Source organism: Williamsia herbipolensis, from assembly GCF_036153515.1.
In the GTDB taxonomy this organism is placed as follows: Bacteria; Actinomycetota; Actinomycetes; order Mycobacteriales; family Mycobacteriaceae; genus Williamsia_A; species Williamsia_A herbipolensis.
Window position 1 is genome coordinate 2,864,956 of record NZ_CP108021.1, and the last position, 15,706, is coordinate 2,880,661.

The window sequence follows — 15,706 nt, forward strand, 5'->3', positions numbered from 1 at the left end:
CCCACGCGACGAGAGGAAACGACACCGATGAGACTGTCCACGCGCAATCAGCTGTCCGGTGTGATCACCGAGATCACCCTGGGATCGGTGATGGCGACGGTGAAGATCGCGCTCGAACCGGGCGGCCAGACCGTGGTCTCGTCGATCACGAAGGAGGCCGTCGAGGAACTCGGCCTCACCGTCGGGCAGGCCGCGACCGCGCTCGTGAAGTCGACCGAGGTCACCATCGGCGTGGAGTGACCGCCGGTGGTTGCTGAAAACTGCCCCGTGGTGGCGCTCCGAGGGAACATTCCCCTCGAGGCGCCGCCACGGGGCAGTTCTCAGCAGAGCCGTCGGTCGCCGCTCAGCTGTCCCCGCCCACGATCGCCTGCAGCGCGGCGACGTGACCGCGGAACGCGGTGCGCCCACCGTCGGTGATGCGGGCACGCACCGTGCGACGGGAACCGGTGGTCGGTCGTTCGGTGGCGACGTATCCGGCGCCCTCGAGGGTCGAGAGTTGTTTCGACAGAGCGGAATCCGACATCGACAGCCGCTCGCGGAGGTAGGAGAACTCCACCCAGTCGGCGGCGGCGAGCGTCGCCATCAGTGTGAGCCGCGTGCTGGGGTGGATGAGTTCGTCGAAGCGCGCGTCGGTCATGCGCCCAGCCGGCGCCGCAGTGTGCGCAGGATCTCGGGTCCTCCGAAACCGACCACCGCCGCGACGAACACCGCCGCCCACAGTTGCGGGTGGCGGGCGCCGTCGGCGTCGAGGGCCAGCGCGGCGGCGACGGTGAGGGCGACCAGCGCGAGCAGCATCGCCACCACGACCACCGGCACCCGCCGATCGGCGACCTCGCGGCTGACCTGGAGTTGCGCGGTGCGGCGCCGTCCCTCGAGCAGCCGCGACGCCGCGATGGAGTGCCCGACACCGAAGGCGATGGTCGCGACCGTCGCCGCCCAGGCCGGACCGTAGGCCCCGATCACGCCGAGGACGAGCCACGCCGCAGCGAGAATCCACCAGTAGGAGCGGGGGAGGCCGATCTCGGCGGCCACGTGGTCGCGTGCCCGTCCGATCGAATCGAGTGCTGCGCGAGCCTGTTCGGGATCGATGTCGTTCATGGGAGCCTCTCTTTCCTGGTTGGAAAGTAGCGTCTACTTTCCAACCAGGAAAGTCAAGAGGTCTCCCGGTGGAGGGCGTTTAGCGTCGCGCCTCGGCATGTTCGGAGTCGCGACCCGCGACCCCACCGAAGCCGACACTCGCGAGTTCCTCGCCGACGGTCTCGCGGTGGTCGGACCGCTGCTCCGGGGCGACCTCGACCTCGGCCTTGTCGCCCGACCGCCCGGTGAACACCGAGGCGATCGCACCGAGGATGCAGCAGACGATCGCGAAGGTGAACGCCGCCGACAGCCCGTTCGAGAACGGCTCGGAGATGAGGTGCGGGAAGAACTTCAGTCCCGTGAGCGTGTCCTGGTTGGTCTGCGACAGCGTCGACAGGTGCGGACCCACGAGCTCCTTGATCGGGTTGTACCCGAGGAAGGCGGCGAACAGGATGCCGACGGTCGGCAGGTTCGCGACCGAGTTCGCATCGGCCTGCGAGACACCGTTGGCCACCAGGCCACCGTGCATCGCCGACGGCAGGTCGCTCGACAGACCGGCGATCATCAGGCTGAAGAACAGGCCGATCGACAGCACCATCGCGGCGTTCTGGAACGTGGTCATCATGCCTGCGCCCGACCCACGTGCGTTGGCGGGCAGGCTGTTCATCACCTCGGCGCGGTTGGGCGACGAGAACAGTCCCATGCCGACGCCGTTGATCAGCAGGATGACCGCGAAGGCCCAGTAGTTGAAGTCGACCGGGATCACGATCAACGCGAAGAAGGTCGCGGCGGTGATCGCGAGCCCGCTCGTGGTGAACCACTTCGTGCCCACGCGGTCGGACAGGTATCCCGAGACCGGCGCCGAGAGCAGGAACCCGATCGTCATCGGCACCATGTAGATGCCCGCCCAGAGCGGGGTGCGGGTGTAGTCGTATCCGTGCTGCGGCAACCAGATTCCCTGTAGCCAGATGATCAGGATGAACTGCAGACCACCCCGGCCGATCGACGCCATGAGGTTGGCGAGGTTGCCGTAGAGGAACGAGTGGTTGCGGAACAGCGACAGGTTGAACAGCGGGTTGGCGACACGGGTCTCGATCACCGCGAATGCCGCCAGGACCACGAGACCACCGATGAGGCAGCTCAACACCATCGGGCTCGTCCAGCCCATGTTCGACGAACCGTAGGGCTGGATGCCGTAGGTGATGCCGACGAGGATCGCGATCAGACCGACGGCGAAGGTGAGGTTGCCCCACCAGTCCATCGATGCCTTCTGTCGAACTCCGGTGTCGTGCAGCTTCATGTAGGCCCACACGGTGCCGACCACGCCGAAGGGGACCGAGACCAGGAAGATGAGGTTCCAGTCGATCGGGGCGAGGACGCCGCCGACGAGAAGGCCGAGGAACGATCCGGCGATCGCCGCGACACCGTTGATGCCCAGCGCGAGTCCGCGCTGGTGCGCCGGGAAGGCGTCGGTGAGGATGGCCGACGAGTTCGCCATGAGGAAGGCGCCGCCGACACCCTGGATGACGCGCCAGAAGATCAGCCAGATCGCGGCCTTGCTGCCGTCGAACCACGTCGCGGCGAGGAACACCGACGACACGGTGAACACGAGGAACCCGATGTTGTACATGCGCGCCCGGCCGAACATGTCGCCGAGACGACCGAAGCTGACGACGAGCACCGCGGTGACGACGAGGAACCCCATCATCATCCAGAGCAGGTAACTCGTGTTGTCGGGCTCGAGCGGGTTGAGCTTGATGCCCTTGAAGATGTCGGGCAGGGCGATCAGCACGATGGAGGAGTTGATCGTCGCGATCAGCATCCCCAACGTGGTGTTGGACAGGGCGATCCACTTGTAGTGCGGACCGAGTTCCTCGAGCGAACGGACGCGCCGGCGCCCCGAGGGTTCGGGTGCGGCGCCCTTGTCGAGCACGGGGGTGGAGCTGCGGGTCATGGCTTCCTCGGATCTCTCGCGGTGAAGAACGAAGCGGTGGTGTGCGGTTGCGCCGTAGGTCAGTCGGGTCGGGGCCGGACCGTCTCGATCAACGACTCCGCGAGCAGGGCGATGGAGCGCTCGGCGGCGGCGCGGTCGTCGGGGGACAGGCGGGAGAGCGCCTCCTCCATCAGTCGCGCACGGCGCGAGGTGGTGGAGGTGATGAGCTCGATCGCCGCGTCGGTCGCGGTGATCAGGCTGGCCCGGCCGTCGAGCGGGTCGGCGGTGCGGGCCACCATCCCGTCGCGTTCGAGCCCACTCACGATCCGCGACATCGTCGGCGCGGTGACGCGTTCACGTGCCGCCAGTTCCGACAGGCGCATCGGCGGGCTCGACACCAGCACCCAGAGCGCCGACGTGGAGCCGAGCGTGAGCGATCCCGAACCCGCCTCGTGGCGGAGCGTTCGGGAGATCCGGGCGAGCGCGGTGTAGACGTCGACCGCGCTGCCGGTGCCGGTGGCAGCGGCGTGAACGGAGGTCATGAGCAAGGATATTAGTTGCGTAGTACTAAGTAATCGAATCGTAAAAGCGATATGTCCGATAGCAGACCAGCGATTCTGCCGACCCGTTATCCGGCTGTTACTGTGCTGGGGTCTACCGCCTCGCGAGAACCTAAGGACCAGATTCGATGTCGATTCGCAGCCTCCGAACCCGCCTGTTGGCCGGCGTTCTGGCAACCGCATCCATTGCGGGGTTCGCCACCGTCACCGCGGCACCCGCTCAGGCGCGACCTGCCTCGAACGCCGTCTACTCCGCAGCGATGCAGCGCACCATCCCGGTGCAGATCCTCAACCGTAAGCAGGGCGCGCCCACCCTGTACCTGCTCGACGGTCTCCGCGCCCCCAACAACGACAACGGTTGGCTGATCAACACCGACATCGTGCGGTTCTTCGCCAACAAGAACGTCAACGTCGTGCTGCCGTTCGGCGGTGCGGGCAGCTTCTACACCGACTGGGAGCGTCGCGATCCGGGCCTCGGGCTGAACAAGTGGGAGACCTTCCTCACCCGCGAGCTCCCCGCCTACATGGCCAAGAACTTCGGCAGCCCCGCCGGCCGCAACGCCATCGCCGGTCTGTCCATGAGCGGCACCAGCGCGCTCAACCTCGCGACCCGCCACCCGAGCATGTACCGCGGTGTCGCCTCGTACAGCGGCTACCCCGTCGCCAGCGAGCCCGGCTTCGCCCAGGGCATCGGCGTGGCCGTCGGCCAGGTCGGCGGCGACGTGAACAACATGTGGGGCGTGTGGCCCGGCGGCGAGTGGCTCGCCAACGACCCGGCGCTCAACGCCGGCAAGCTGCGCGGCAAGCGCGTCTACATCTCGTCCGGTTCGGGCGGCTCGAACATCAACCCGGTCTCCGACCCGGTGAAGTTCGCGCAGCTCGTCCCGCTCGAGGTCGCCGCGTCCATCGCGAGCGTCCAGTACGTCGACACCCTGCGCCGCAACGGTGTGAACCCGGTCGTGAAGATCACCGCAGAGGGCGTCCACTTCTGGGACTACTGGCAGGCCCGCCTGCACGAGTCGTGGTTCTCGACGCTCGGCCCGGCGCTCGGCGCCTGACCCACCGACACACCTCCGCCCCGGCACATCGATCGCGATCGACGTGACCGGGGCGGAGTCGTCTGGACCGCCGATGACCGTCGCGGGGCTGGCGCGGCGGCTGGGCACCGGCGACGCCATCGTGATCGGCCTCGGGTCGATGATCGGCGCCGGGATCTTCGCGGCCTTCGGCCCGGCCGCCTCGGTCGCCGGATCGGGGCTGCTCATCGGTCTGGCGATCGCGGCGGTGGTGGCGTTCTGCAACGCGACGTCGTCGGCGCAACTCGCCGCGCAGTACCCACTGTCGGGCGGCACCTACCTCTACGGGCGCGAGCGACTCGGCGACTGGGCCGGGTTCCTCGCCGGGTGGACCTTCGTGATCGGCAAGACCGCGAGCTGCGCGGCGATGGCCCTGACGTTCGCGACCTATGCCGTCCCGGCCGGGGCGGCGCCCTGGGTCGCCGCGGCCGCCGTGATCGCGCTGGCCACCGTGAACTGTTTCGGTGTGACCCGCACGGCCACCGCGACGATGGTGATCGTGTCGGTGGTGCTGGCCGTTCTCGTCGCGGTGGTCGTGGTCGGTGTCGCCGGCGGTGACCCCGATGCGTCGAATCTGACCGGTGATCTGCTCGGCCACGGGTGGTACGGCATCGCGCAGTCGGCCGGGCTGCTGTTCTTCGCGTTCGCCGGCTACGCCCGCATCGCGACCCTCGGCGAGGAGGTCCGTGATCCGCGGCGGGCCATCCCCCGCGCGATCGTGACCGCGCTCGGGATCACGCTCGTTGTATACGTCGCCGTCGGGATCGCCGCGTTGGCCGTGCTCGGTGTCGACGATCTCGCGTCGAGCCGATCACCGCTGGCCGATCTGGCGACCGCGGGTGGGGGAAGTGGGTGGGCGACACCGGTCCGCGTCGGTGCCGCGCTGGCGGCGCTCGGCGCGTTGCTGGCCCTCATCGCCGGGATCGGACGCACCGCACTGGCGATGGCGCGCAACGGTGATCTCCCGCGGGCATTGTCGAGAATCGCGCCGAGGCACCACGTCCCGCTGCGGGCCGAGGTGTCGCTCGCCGCGGTCGTCGTCGTCCTCGTGCTGACCGTCGATCTGCGTGACGCGATCGGGTTCTCGTCGTTCGGGGTGTTGCTCTACTACCTGATCGCCAACGCCGCGGCATGGACCCAGGGCGGCCACGACCGACGCTATCCGCGCGCACTCCAGGCGCTCGGCGCCGTCGGCTGCGTGGTGTTGGTGGCGACGCTGCCGGTCATGTCGATCGCCGTCGGGGTGGGTGTGGTGATCGTCGGTGTCGGTTACCGCATGGTGGTGCTGCGCCTCGCGCGTCGGGACCCGGCCGCCGAGGTCTGAGGAAGGTCGAGGTCTGAGATCAGCTGCGCGACTCGGCCTTCGCGACGATGTTGTGCAGCATGCGCGAGAAGACCACCTTGTGGAACGGCAGCTGTCCGTACCAGTGTGCGAGGCCTGCCAGGCCGCGTGCATAGAAGATGGTCTTCTGTTCCAGCCGCGACCCGGAGCCGTCGGGGACCACCCGCAACTCGAGCCATGCGGTGCCGGGCATCTTGGTCTCGGCGCGCAGTCGTAACAGTGCACCGGGCTCGATGGCCTCCACGCGCCACCAGTCGAGGGCGTCGCCGACCTCCGGTGTGCCCGAGGGGCGGGTGCGGCGGACGCCCGGTCCACCGGCCACCGAGTCGATCAGTGCGCGCGCGGTCCAGGCGGATTCGAGTGAGTACCAGCCGTTCTCGCCGCCGAGACCCTCGACGACATCCCAGAGCGCCTCGGGCGTGGCCGAACTCGACAGCGAGCGGGTGTCGGTGAACACGTCCTCGCCGGCCCACGTGGGATCCGACGGAAGGGGTTCGGCGGCCGCCACGGAGGCGTCGGCGTTCGACCAGTCGTTGTCGGTGTCGGCACGACGGACCCGGTCGAGCGCGGCGTCGAGAGCCTCGCGGTAGGTCTGCAGTCCGCCCTCGGGTCGGGGGATCACGGTGTCGATGTCGTGGTCGTGCATCACCGCGTCACACTCGAGCGACTCGATGAGGGGACGGGCCAGACCGCCGGGTACCGGCGTCACCAGGCGCACCCAGCGACTCGCGATGGACGGGGTCAGATACGGCAGCACGATCATCCGGCGCCGCCGGAGTCCGGCGGCCTCGGCGTAGATCTGCATCATGTCGCCGTACTCGAACACCTCGGTGCCGCCGATGTCCCACGTGCGGCTCTCCGGCACATCGGCGGTGGCGGCCTCGACGAGGTAATGCATCGCGTCGTGCACCGAGATCGGTTGGATCGTGTTGTGCACCCAGCGCGGTGTCGTCATCACCGGCAGGCGATCGGTGAGGTGACGGATCAGTTCGAACGACGCCGAACCCGTGCCGATCACCACACCGGCCTGCAGCACGATCGTCTCGATGCCCGAGGCCATGAGGATCTCACCGACCTCCACCCGCGAGGTCAGGTGCTGCGACAGGTCCTTGCCCGTCGGGTGCAGGCCGCTGAGGTAGACGATCCGCGAGACGCCCGCGTGCTGCGCGGCCTTGGCGACGTTGGTGGCCGACTCGCGCTCCTCGGCCATGAAGTCCTCGGACAGGCCCATGGAGTGAACCAGGTGGTAGACCACATCGACACCCTGGAAAGCCCGGTCGAGGGAGTCGCGGTCGGAGAGATCGCCCTTGACCACCACGTCGTCGCCGGCCCACGGGGCGTCGGCGAGCTTCTCCGGCGTCCGCGCCAGGGCGCGCACGGTGTGGCCCGCGGCGATGAGCCGGGGCGCGAGGCGGCCGCCGATGTATCCGGTGGCGCCGGTGACCAGGCAGGTCCGAGGATTCATGATTACTCCGTTGTCGTGGCCTTCGCGCGGTGGCGCGACGTGATGGCCTTCGGCGTCCAGCCTACGGACGGACGTCGGGCCGACCGGCCCGAAGAGGCGAACCGACGCCGCGACGGACACCGACCACGGCGCACCCGTCGACGGCGTCGTCGGTGACCGTGGTGGCGGTAAGTCCCGCCCGGGCGAACGCGGCCTCGAGATGCGGGGCCTGTGTGCGCGAGGTCTCGATCGCCAGGGTGCCGCCGTCGGTGAGCCACCGTGGTGCGTCGGCGACGATGCGGCGGGCGATCGCGAGACCGTCGTCGCCGCCGTCGAGCGCATGACGGGGTTCGTGGTCGCGGGCGTCGCGCGGCATGAAGGCGATCGCGTTCCCGGGCACGTACGGGGCGTTCGCGACGATGACGTCGACACGGCCGGTGAGGTCGCCGGGTAGGGGGTCGAAGAGGTCGCCGCAGACGATGTGGGCGTCGGGGGCGTTGTCCGCCGCGCAGGCGACCGCGACGGGATCGATGTCGCACGCCGTGGCCGATCGGACACCGGTGCGCTCGGTGACCGCCCGCGTGACCGCGGCGCTGCCGCAACACATCTCGATGAACACCGAGTCAGGTGTCAGCCGGGCCGAGGCGATGGTGACCAGCAGCTCGGTGCGGCGCCGGGGCACGAACACCCCGGGCCGCACACCGATTCGCAATCCGTCGAACGCGACCCATCCGACGACGTGTTCCAGTGGTTCCCCGCCGATCCGGCGATCGAGGAGCGTGCGCAGTGCGCCGGGCGAGTCCGCGGCGTCGGTGAGCAGGCGCGCCTCGTCGTCGGCGAACACGCATCCGGCCCGCTGCAGCGCAGCGACCAGTGCGGGGTGATCGAGGGGGGTGTCGCGGTCAGGTTCCGTCGGTCGTCCCCTCGGAACCGCCCAGCGCGTGGTCGGGCCTCGTCGTGTCGGAGTCGTCGTCGGTGGGCTCCTGCGACGCGGCGTACGCCTTCTCCTCCTCGGCGATCTCTTTCGTCTCGCCGATGGGGGTCTCGTTGTCGTGCGGGAAATCGCTCATGGTCGCCGGCCTCCTCGAGTGGCGTCTGCGCTGCTTCACCGTGTCACGGCCAGCCCCACCGTACGTCGCCTCCCGCCGCCGACCCCGCACTCGGGTGGGTCAGGGGGTGGCGAAGCGGTCGACGACCGAGCGGTGGAAGTCGGGGAGCTCATCGGGGCCCGAGAGGGCGCGGGCGACGTCGGTGATCGTGTACCACTCGCCGGCGTCCTGGTACCGGACACGGGCGATGCCCCGGTCGCCGTCGTCGCAGCGACAGGCGATCTCGACCGAGCCGGTGATGACGCCGACCTCGTCGGTCATCACGCCACCCGGTGCGGCGGTCACGATGGTGGACAGTTCCCCCGGAGCGATGTCACCTGTCATGGTCAGCAGCCGTTCAGCAGGGTGGTGAGTGCGGACTTCTCCGACGATTGCAGGCTCAGGCCCCAGGCGTGCTTCGACCCGACCCACATGCGGGCGTAGGTGCAGCGATACGCCGACACCGGCGGAAGCCAGGTCGAGGGATCCTGATCGCCCTTCGAGCGGTTCGAACTCGCCGACACCGCGATGAGCTGAGAGTTGGTGAGGTCGTTCGCGAACTGTTGGCGGCGGGCGGTGGTCCACGATGCCGCACCGGAGCGCCACGCCTCGGCGAGGGGGACCACGTGGTCGATGTCGACACCGGACGACTCGGCGATGGTGACGCCGTCGTACGGCGAGTACCAGCTGCCCGCGGTCGGGGAGCAGTCCGAGCCGGTCGTCACGCCGCTGCCGTCGCGCTTGAGCACGGTCTCGCGGGTGTCGCACGTGCCCGATTGGGCGATCCAGTGCGGGAACTGGTCGCGTGAGTACCCGCTCATCGAGCCCTCGGTGGCGACCTGCAGGTCGGCCAGCTCCGACCGTGCGGTCGCGGCCGACGGGATCGCCGGCGGGGTGGCGCCCGCGACACCGGGTGCGGTCACGACACCCGCGGCGGCGGCGCCGATCGCAGCGGTGACGATCAGCATTCGAATTCGATTGTGCGCAAACATCTGTTGGTCTCTCGGCTCGCCCCCGAACCCCCGCGAGGGGCGACGCTAGGGGTGCCGGGTGGACGCGACGCGACCACGACACAGATGTGACGCTAACTAAACATTACGGTCGATCGACGAGACCGCGGGTGACGCTCGTGCGACGAGCGCCACCCGCGGTGGTCGATGACGGTCGTTCAGGAACCGGCGGGAGGTGCAGGCGCGCCGCTCGGTGCCGGCGGACGCTGCCCACCGTCGGTCGGGGCCTTGCCGTCGGGTCCACCCTTGGCGTCGGGACCCGCGGGTCCGCCCTTCGCATCCGGTCCACCCTTGGCGTCGGGTCCGGCGGGTCCGCCCTTCGCGTCGGGTCCGCCCGGGGCGGGGGGACCACCCGGGGCGCACTTCGCGCCGTCCGGGCCGCCCTTGGCATCCGGTCCGGCCGGGCCGCCCTTGGCGTCGGGACCCGCGGGTCCGCCCTTGCCGCCGGGGCCGGCGCCGTCACCGGGGGCCGCGGGTGCTCCCGACCCACCCGGTGCCGACGGTGCGCCGGAGGCATCGGGTGCCTGCGGCTGGTCGCCACCGGAGCGGGGCAGCGCGCTCGACGACGATGCGTTGTTCACGTTCTGCTCCACCGGGTTGGCGAGGAAGATCGCCGACACCACGACGGCGCCGATGAGCGCCCCGCCGACACCGACCGCGGTGAGCGGCAGCCAGGGCTTGGCGCCGGCCTGTGAGCGGACGCGCGACCAGCGCGACCCGGTGGGGGCGGCCGGTGCTGCCGCAGCGGGTGCGGGCTGCCCCTCGAGGGGGCTGGTCGACGGGTTGTTCGCGCTGTAGGCGACCGTCGGCGTGTGGGGGTCCGCCGGGGTGGCGGGGCGGTCGATGCGCCCGGTCGGGGTGTCGTCGCCGGGCTTGTCTGGAGTCTTGTCAGCCATCGCTGGTCCTCGTCTCGTGTCTCGTGGGAGTCGAGCGGTGAGCCCGACATCAACGACGGTGACGGCCGCAGCTGAAGCCATCCTGAATCGAGCGACCCCACAGCGGGTCTTCAGCGTCACTTCAGGCAGTCGTGAGCACAGTGGTGTCATGGCAGACCACAATGGGCCGGTGACCCAGGGCGACTTCAGCACCGCGCAACGCGTCGTGGTCGTCGAGGACTCCGACGCGATCCGCGAACCGGTGGTGGAGGCCTTCGTCGACGCGGGGTACGCCGCCACCGGCGTCGCCGACGGCGGCGACCTCGAACAACTCATCGCCGCGCGCCGTCCCGATCTGGTGATCCTCGACGTGATGCTGCCCGGCGGGCGCGACGGATTCGACCTCATCGACATCGTCCGTGAGCGTTCGGATGCGGGCATCATCATGGTGACCGCCCGCGACCACATCGACGACCGGCTCCACGGGTTGCGCAGCGGGGCCGACGATTACGTGATCAAACCGTTCCTGCTCGACGAGCTGCTCGCCCGGGCCGACGCGGTGCTCCGCCGACGCGGCCGGACCGAGGCCGCGGTGTCGGTGGGTGATCTGCTGGTCGACCCGACCGCGGGCACAATCACCCGCGGTGGCGCGGTCCTCGATGTGACGGCGACCGAACTGCGGCTCGCCGAGTTCCTCGTCACCCAACGCGGGCGCACGGTCACCAAACCGCAGATCCTGCAGGCGGTGTGGGGATACGACGCCTACGACGTGAACCTGGTGGAGGTCCACATCAGCGCGTTGCGCCGCAAGATGGAGGCGCACGGACCGCGCATGATCCACACGGTCCGAGGGCTCGGTTACGTCCTCCGGGTCGTTTCGTGACCGCGACCTCCCCGAGCGCCTGGTTGCGTCGCATCGGTGGGCGGCGACACCCCGTGGACCCCGACGGCATCCCGACCACCCCGACACCCTCGTTGCGTCGCCGGGTGCTGGTGCTCGTGGTGCTGTTGTTCGCCGTGCTGCTCACCCTCGTCGGGGTCGCGATCGACATCGCGCTGGGTCATCAACTGCGCAGCGATCTCTCGGCCCGTCTCACCGACCGCGCCGACCGGTCCACCACGCTGGTGGCCGAGGGCTACTCCCCGCAGCAACTCGCGAACGCGTTGCAGGGCGACGCGATCCGGGTGCGCGTCACCACCTCCGACGGTGAGGTCTACGGCGGTCCCGGGCCGTTCCCCGACGCCGGTGCCGGTGACGTCCCGGCCCCGCCGTCGGGTCGACCGGGTCCTGGTGGTCGCGGTGACCCCGGCGGACGGGATGCCGTCGACCCGAGTGACGGTCCTCCGGCGCCGGGGGTGGGCCCCGATCGAGGCCCGCCGCGACCCCCTGCGGACTCGCTGGTGGTGACCCGGAGGTTGCCGGGCGGCACCACCGTCACCCTCCTCGGCGACACCACGTCGATCGCCGAGGTCCGGACGCAACTGCGGTGGTTGATGCTCGGCGCGGGCGCGGCGACGCTCGTGGTGGCCGCTGCACTGATGCTCCTCGTCGTCCGGCGTGCGCTGCGGCCGCTCGATGCGATGGTCGCCGTCGCGCGCGGCATCACCTCCGGCGACCGCGGTCGACGTCTCCGCCCCCGTGCCCCCGACACCGAGCTCGGACGCGCGGCGGGGTCGGTCGACGAGATGCTCGACGCCCTCGAGGCGGCCGAGACCGCACAGCGGGCCGCCGCCGACACCGCCCGGAGGGCCGAGGCCGACACCAAGCGGTTCCTCGCCGACGCGGCGCACGAACTGCGCACCCCGATCGCCGGGTTGTCGGCGGTGGCCGAGTCCCTGCGCCGCGACGGGACCGACCGCCCCGATCGCATCCCGCGGTGGACCGAGCTGTTGGTGCGGGAGTCGCAGCACGCGTCGCGACTCGTCGCCGACCTCCTCGACATGGCGCGCATCGACAGCGATCCGCAGCTCAACCTCGCCGACACCGACCTCGTGGAGGTGGTCGCCGACGTCATCGACCGGTGGCGTCTGCTCGGCGGTCCGGTGACCATCCGCCGCACCGGTGCCGCGGCCGTGCCGATCCGTGTCGACGCGGGGCGGATCGGGCAGGTGGTGTCGAACCTCGTGGACAACGCGGTGCGCGCGGCCACCGACACCGCGCGTGCCCTGGTCACCGTCGACGTGTCGGTCGACGGCTCGACGGCACGGATAACCGTGACCGACAGCGGTCCCGGGGTGCCCCCGGACGCACGGGAGCGGATCTTCGACCGGCTCGTCCAACTCGATTCCGCGCGCGACTCGACGGGCGCGGGACTCGGCCTCCCGATCGCCCGGGCGCTGGCCCGCGCGCACGGCGGCGACGTCACCCATGCGATCGCGGGCCAGGAACCGACCACGGGCGAGTCGTCGCAATCGTCCGATTCGGCGGGAGGCGGGGTCGGGCACGGTGTCGGCGGCGCCACCTTCGTCGTGACGCTCCCCGTCGCCACGGACGCTCCGCGGTCCGTTGCGGAGGGGGATGTACGTCGGACGGAAAATCCGTAGCATCGGTGTGCAGCACTCCTCGTCGCCCGATCCCCGCCCCTGAACAGCACGGGATCCGGCGCCACCGATACCGAGCAGCCGAGTATCGCGACGATCCGAGAGGTGGCGCCGGTCCGAAGGCCGGTCGCCCTGACACGAGAGTTCGGACATGACAACCACCTCCGGCGAGATCACCTCTCGCCCGGCTGCCGCCGCACACCTGACCCGGGTGTGCTTCAAGCTTGGGCCACCGCGACTCGTCGGCGCCGAACTGGAATGGTTCACCCGCGTCGCCGAGGAGAGCCCGCTCGGTCCCGTCTCCGACGCACGACCGGCTCTCACCGCCGAGGCCGCCCGACCCGAGCTGCGTGACCTCGCCGCAGCGCTCGGTCAGCACGCCCCCCGCTCCATCGCACCTGATTCCCCCGAACTGCCCCTGGGCTCCGGAAGTGTCGTCTCCGTCGAGCCCGGCGGCCAGATCGAACTCTCCAGCGTTCCCCTCGCCGACACCGGCGCGCTACGTCGTGCCCTCGCGGCCGACGAGGCGCGGCTGCGGGCATTGCTCGCCGCCCGCGGCATCGCGGTGGTCGCCGGAGCGGCCGACGGGTTCCGCCCACCGCAGCGTTTGCTGACCACCGAGCGGTACCGCGCGATGGAGGAGAGCTTCGGCCGCAGCGGCCGCTTCGGCGCCCTGATGATGTGCAACACCGCCGCGGTCCAGGTCGCGCTCGACGCCGGAGTCGACGCCGACCACGCGGTCACCCGATGGACGCTGCTGCACACCATCGGGCCGGCCCTCATGTCGGCGTTCGCGAACTCCCCGGATCTGCACGGTGTCGACGGGTCGCCGTGGGCGTCGCAGCGGATGCGGACGTGGCTCGAGACCGACCGCACCCGGATCCCCCCGCCGGCGCAGACCATCGACGACTACACCGACTGGGTGCTCGCGGTCCCGCTGCTGTGCGTACGCACCGCGGCGGGCACCCTGTGGACACCGCCCGCGGGTGCGACGTTCGCTGACTGGATGGACGGGCACCTCGATGCCGCCGTCGGCCGCCGCCCCGACGCCGGCGACCTCGCGTACCACGTCAGCACCGTCTTCCCCATGGTCCGGCCGCAGGGATACCTCGAGGTGCGCTACCTCGACGGTCAGCCCGCCGGCATGTGGTCGGTACCGATCGCCGCGGTCACCGCGCTGCTGTCGACCGACGAGGTCGGGGCCGCGGCCGCCGCCATCGCCGAATCCACCGCCGATGCCTGGCTCCGCGCCGCGCAGTGCGGTCTGCGCGACGCCGAGCTCCGTTCGGCGGCAAGCCATCTGCTGTCGCTGGCCGCCGAGGCCACGCCCGCAGGAACCGACCACGACGACCTCGCCGCCGCCGCAGCGCGCTGCGCCCGCGGCCACACCCCCGCCCAGGAGGCGATTCCGGCATGACTGCTTTCCATCCCGCTGTGGACACCCCGTACGGCGAGACCCCCGCGGCGACCCGTGCACGCCTCGCCGAGGTGCTGGGTCGGGCGCGCAGGCGTACCGCCGTTCTCACCGACGCGGTCACCGACGCCGATCTGCGGGCGCAGCACTCGCCTCTCATGAGTCCCCTCGTGTGGGACCTCGCCCACATCGGCAACCAGGAGGAACTCTGGTTGATCCGCGAGGTCGGTCGCCGCGAGCCGCTGCGCCCCGACCTCGACGACCTCTACGACGCCTTCCGTCATTCGCGCTCGTCGCGTCCGGGGCTGCCGATCCTCGACCCCACCCAGGCGCGTGCCTACGCCGCCGCGGTCCGCGACCACGCGATGAGCGTCCTCGACACGACACCCCTGACCGGCGACCCGCTCGTCGACCGGGGATTCGTGTTCGCGATGATCGCCCAGCACGAGCAGCAGCACGACGAGACGATGCTCGCCACCCACCAGTTGCGTTCCGGCGAGCCGGTTCTCACCGCACCCGCCCCACCGCGCGCCGGCCGGGTGGTCGCCGATCAGGTCATCGTCCCCGGCGGACCGTTCGTGATGGGCACCGACACCGACCCGTGGGCCCTCGACAACGAGAAGCCCGCGCACACGGTCATGGTCCCGACCTTTGCGATCGACCGATACCCCGTGACCAACGGGCGCTACGCGGAGTTCATCGACGACGGCGGGTACACCCGGCGCGAGCTGTGGTCGGATCGCGGGTGGGCGCATCGCGCCGAGGCGGGCCTCGTGGCCCCGCAGTTCTGGGACCGCGACGCCGACGGGTCATGGTGGCGCACTGCTTTCGGCGTGCGGGCACCGATCCGCGAGAACCAACCCGTCGTGCACGTCTGCTGTTTCGAGGCCGAGGCGTTCGCGCGCTGGGCCGGGATGCGCCTGCCGACCGAGGCCGAATGGGAGAAGGCCGCACGTTTCGACCCGGCCACCGGGGGATCGGTCGCCGGCCCCCGATACCCGTGGGGCGACGCCGATCCCACGGCCGATCACGCCAACCTCGCGCAGCGACACCTCGAGCCCGCCGACATCGGTGCGTACCCCGCGGGCGCCTCGGCGCTGGGGGTGGAGCAGATGGTGGGCGACGTGTGGGAGTGGACCTCCAGCGGCTTCACCGCCTACCCGGAGTTCGCGATGTTCCCCTACCCCGAGTACTCCGAGGTGTTCTTCGGCGGGGACTACAAGATGTTGCGCGGCGGGTCGTTCGGCACCGATCCGGTCGCGGTGCGATCGACGTTCCGCAACTGGGACCACCCCATCCGGCGGCAGATCTTCTCGGGCTTCCGACTCGCGCGAGACGTCGACTGA

Annotated in this window: 17 protein-coding genes; 7 read left to right on the forward strand and 10 right to left on the reverse strand. The window is 70.5% G+C overall.

The window, feature by feature from the left end; genetic code table 11:
- The first annotated feature begins 27 nt into the window (after positions 1-27).
- Complete coding sequence (locus OG579_RS12910; protein WP_045824820.1) at positions 28-240, forward strand: TOBE domain-containing protein; 213 nt, start codon at positions 28-30, stop codon at positions 238-240.
- A gap of 103 nt (positions 241-343) precedes the next feature.
- On the opposite strand, the gene OG579_RS12915 is transcribed toward OG579_RS12910, so the two are convergent.
- The 4 genes from OG579_RS12915 to OG579_RS12930 form a co-directional block, all read right to left on the reverse strand.
- Entirely contained in the window at positions 344-637 is a 294-nt protein-coding gene (locus OG579_RS12915; RefSeq protein WP_045824819.1) for a transcriptional regulator, read from the reverse strand.
- Positions 634-1,098: a hypothetical protein gene (locus tag OG579_RS12920; RefSeq protein WP_328856249.1), complete on the reverse strand. Its 465-nt coding sequence runs from the start codon at positions 1,096-1,098 to the stop codon at positions 634-636. The genes OG579_RS12915 and OG579_RS12920 overlap by 4 nt, the downstream gene beginning before the upstream one ends.
- Before the next feature lie 79 nt (positions 1,099-1,177).
- Positions 1,178-3,031, reverse strand: a complete 1,854-nt coding sequence (locus OG579_RS12925; RefSeq protein WP_082080490.1) for an MFS transporter — start codon at positions 3,029-3,031, stop codon at positions 1,178-1,180.
- A 59-nt stretch (positions 3,032-3,090) separates the two neighbouring features.
- Complete coding sequence (locus tag OG579_RS12930; RefSeq protein ID WP_328856250.1) at positions 3,091-3,552, reverse strand: MarR family winged helix-turn-helix transcriptional regulator; 462 nt, start codon at positions 3,550-3,552, stop codon at positions 3,091-3,093.
- Positions 3,553-3,698: 146 nt separating this feature from the next.
- Between OG579_RS12930 and OG579_RS12935 the strand changes: the two genes are divergently transcribed.
- Positions 3,699-4,628 carry an alpha/beta hydrolase gene (locus OG579_RS12935; protein WP_328856251.1) on the forward strand — a complete coding sequence of 310 codons (930 nt, stop codon included), beginning with the start codon at positions 3,699-3,701 and terminating at the stop codon, positions 4,626-4,628.
- Between the two features lie 73 nt (positions 4,629-4,701).
- Complete coding sequence (locus tag OG579_RS12940) at positions 4,702-5,970, forward strand: APC family permease (protein ID WP_328856252.1); 1,269 nt, start codon at positions 4,702-4,704, stop codon at positions 5,968-5,970.
- Between the two features lie 19 nt (positions 5,971-5,989).
- Here OG579_RS12940 and OG579_RS12945 read toward each other — a convergent pair whose 3' ends face one another.
- The 6 genes from OG579_RS12945 to OG579_RS12970 form a co-directional block, all read right to left on the reverse strand.
- Entirely contained in the window at positions 5,990-7,453 is a 1,464-nt protein-coding gene (locus OG579_RS12945) for an SDR family oxidoreductase (protein WP_328856253.1), read from the reverse strand.
- Between the two features lie 61 nt (positions 7,454-7,514).
- The gene (locus OG579_RS12950; RefSeq protein ID WP_328859237.1) at positions 7,515-8,306 is read right to left on the reverse strand and encodes a putative protein N(5)-glutamine methyltransferase; all 792 of its coding nucleotides are present in this window, start codon (positions 8,304-8,306) and stop codon (positions 7,515-7,517) included.
- A 28-nt stretch (positions 8,307-8,334) separates the two neighbouring features.
- On the reverse strand, positions 8,335-8,502 hold the full coding sequence (locus tag OG579_RS12955) for a hypothetical protein (RefSeq protein WP_328856254.1): 168 nt from the start codon (positions 8,500-8,502) through the stop codon (positions 8,335-8,337).
- Positions 8,503-8,601: 99 nt separating this feature from the next.
- The gene (locus OG579_RS12960; RefSeq protein ID WP_328856255.1) at positions 8,602-8,865 is read right to left on the reverse strand and encodes a hypothetical protein; all 264 of its coding nucleotides are present in this window, start codon (positions 8,863-8,865) and stop codon (positions 8,602-8,604) included.
- A gap of 2 nt (positions 8,866-8,867) precedes the next feature.
- Entirely contained in the window at positions 8,868-9,488 is a 621-nt protein-coding gene (locus tag OG579_RS12965) for an HNH endonuclease family protein (protein WP_328856256.1), read from the reverse strand.
- A 200-nt stretch (positions 9,489-9,688) separates the two neighbouring features.
- A complete protein-coding gene (locus tag OG579_RS12970; RefSeq protein WP_328856257.1) occupies positions 9,689-10,426 on the reverse strand; it encodes a hypothetical protein in 738 nt (245 codons plus the stop codon).
- 148 nt (positions 10,427-10,574) lie between these two features.
- Between OG579_RS12970 and OG579_RS12975 the strand changes: the two genes are divergently transcribed.
- The 4 genes from OG579_RS12975 (at position 10,575) to egtB (ending at position 15,706) form a co-directional block, all read left to right on the forward strand.
- Positions 10,575-11,288, forward strand: coding sequence for a response regulator transcription factor (locus tag OG579_RS12975; protein ID WP_328856258.1), 714 nt, complete (start codon positions 10,575-10,577; stop codon positions 11,286-11,288).
- Positions 11,285-12,949 (forward strand): sensor histidine kinase, encoded by a 1,665-nt coding sequence (locus OG579_RS12980; RefSeq protein ID WP_328856259.1) that lies wholly within the window; start codon positions 11,285-11,287, stop codon positions 12,947-12,949. The genes OG579_RS12975 and OG579_RS12980 overlap by 4 nt, the downstream gene beginning before the upstream one ends.
- A gap of 148 nt (positions 12,950-13,097) precedes the next feature.
- A complete protein-coding gene (egtA, locus tag OG579_RS12985) occupies positions 13,098-14,363 on the forward strand; it encodes an ergothioneine biosynthesis glutamate--cysteine ligase EgtA (RefSeq protein ID WP_328856260.1) in 1,266 nt (421 codons plus the stop codon).
- A complete protein-coding gene (gene egtB / locus OG579_RS12990) occupies positions 14,360-15,706 on the forward strand; it encodes an ergothioneine biosynthesis protein EgtB (protein WP_328856261.1) in 1,347 nt (448 codons plus the stop codon). The genes egtA and egtB overlap by 4 nt, the downstream gene beginning before the upstream one ends.